1 protein-coding gene and 1 pseudogene are annotated in these 1720 nt (G+C 61.0%); both read right to left on the bottom strand.

The window, feature by feature from the left end; genetic code table 11:
* The coding region (locus tag B3C64_RS06905; RefSeq protein ID WP_291534661.1) for a YhgE/Pip domain-containing protein at positions 1-908 on the bottom strand (908 nt) is incomplete at its 3' end.
* Positions 905-1720 (bottom strand): annotated as a pseudogene (locus B3C64_RS06900) (hypothetical protein); the annotation flags it as partial. The pseudogene B3C64_RS06900 and the gene B3C64_RS06905, both read right to left, overlap by 4 nt.

Raw genomic sequence — 1720 nt, 5'->3', positions numbered from 1 at the left:
GTCTGCGTCGAATCCTTGTCGAGCTGGTCGAACGCGGTGTTGACCTTGTCGGCGATGCCGTCCAGTGATGAGGTGGCCTGGTTGAGCGCCTTGCCGACCGCGGTGGTCACGTTTTCGGTCGATGCGGACAGCGTCGAGATGGTCGCGGAACCTTGTTTGAGGGTCTTTGTGGCCTGTTTGCTGGTGGTTCGCGCGGTTTTCAGCAGTTTGTTGGTGGTGGTGATCACGTCGCTGGACGAGCCGAGCAGGTCGGCGTAGGCCTTCACTTGGGTTTGCGCGCCGAGCAGCGTGGATTTCATGCCGTTGATGTTCGTCTGCAGATTGGTCAGGTACTGTGCCATCTGCGGACTGTTGGAGTATTGCAGCAGGTTCGCGGCGAGGTCGAGGCCGACCTGCGCGAGCGTTTTGGCGAAGGTCTTGTCGATGGTGTCGGCGACGGTCGACGCTCCCTGGTCGGTGATGTGCGGCGCGATCGGGTTGATCTTCTCGTTGAGATAGTACTTGAGCTTCGCGTGTTTGACGTTGGTGGAGAACAGGGTCATCATGTCGGCGCTGAAGGATTTCGGAATGACGATGGCCGCGTAGTATTCGCCTGATTTCACGCCGTCCACGGCCTTGTCGCGGTCGACGAACTGCCAGTCGAGCTGATGGTTGGCGCGCAGCGCGCTCATCACCGTCTCACCGACGTTGACGCGCACCGGGATGAGTTGCGATTTGTACCCGGTATCCACATTGGCCACGGCGACCTTCAGCGATTTGGTGTTGCCGTAGGGATCCCAGCTCGCCGCGATGTTGAACCACGCGTAGAGCGCGGGAACGATGACCAGCCCCATCGACACGATCACGGCGATCACGTTGCGCGATGCGTGGCACAGGTCGCGTTTGAGGATGCCCCAGAAGTATTTCATCGCGCTTCTCCCCTCGTTTCGTCGTCGTGGCTTTCGGCATGGCGGTCTTCCGCCTGTTTCCGTTCGGCCTGCAGAACACGCTCGACGAGCGTGCCCGGTTCGGCGTGCTCCGGCCCGGCATGGCGTTCCTCCATGCGCCGGCTTTCGATATGCCTGCCCGCGGCATGCATCGGACGGTACGACATGCCCTTGTGGAACAGCAGGTTCTCGTGCAGTATCGCGTTGCGGAATTCGTCCGCGCTCATTTCCTGCTCGCCAAGCGTCGATGCGTACCGTTCGCGCATGTATTCGACGACGATCAGATACGTGTCGATCGCGATGATCGACACGATCCATGCGGTCAGCATGCCGATCTTCTGCGGAATCACGAACAGCAGCACCAGGAAGACGAACGGCAGCACGCCCAACGCGATGAAGCCGATGCGGACCAGTCGCGGATACCGCTTGAAGAACAGGCGCGCGCGGTCATGCGCGATCTGCGGATAGTCCTGCGCGAACCGCTGCACGCGGTTGACGAAGCGCAACTGGCTGTCGATGCCCGCGTTGCGCTCGGTGATCATCAGATCGGTGTCGGCGAGACGGTTGTCGAACAGCGCGTTGAGGTTCATCGCCAGACGGCGGACCGCCAATCCGACGAACAACGCCAGCGGCAGGTACCACAGCAGGTGGAACAGATTGCTCCAGTATTGGTTCTTGTACAATCCGGCGACCGCGCCGCGCATCGCCTGGATGCCGTAGGTGAACGGCAGGAACGGTTTGAGCCGTTGGAAGAATTCCGGCATCATCTCGATCGGGTACAGGCCGGACGCGCC

This window comes from Bifidobacterium sp. UBA6881, from assembly GCA_002451435.1.
GTDB lineage: Bacteria > Actinomycetota > Actinomycetes > Actinomycetales > Bifidobacteriaceae > Bifidobacterium.
This window is presented reverse-complemented; position numbering and strand designations above follow the sequence as displayed.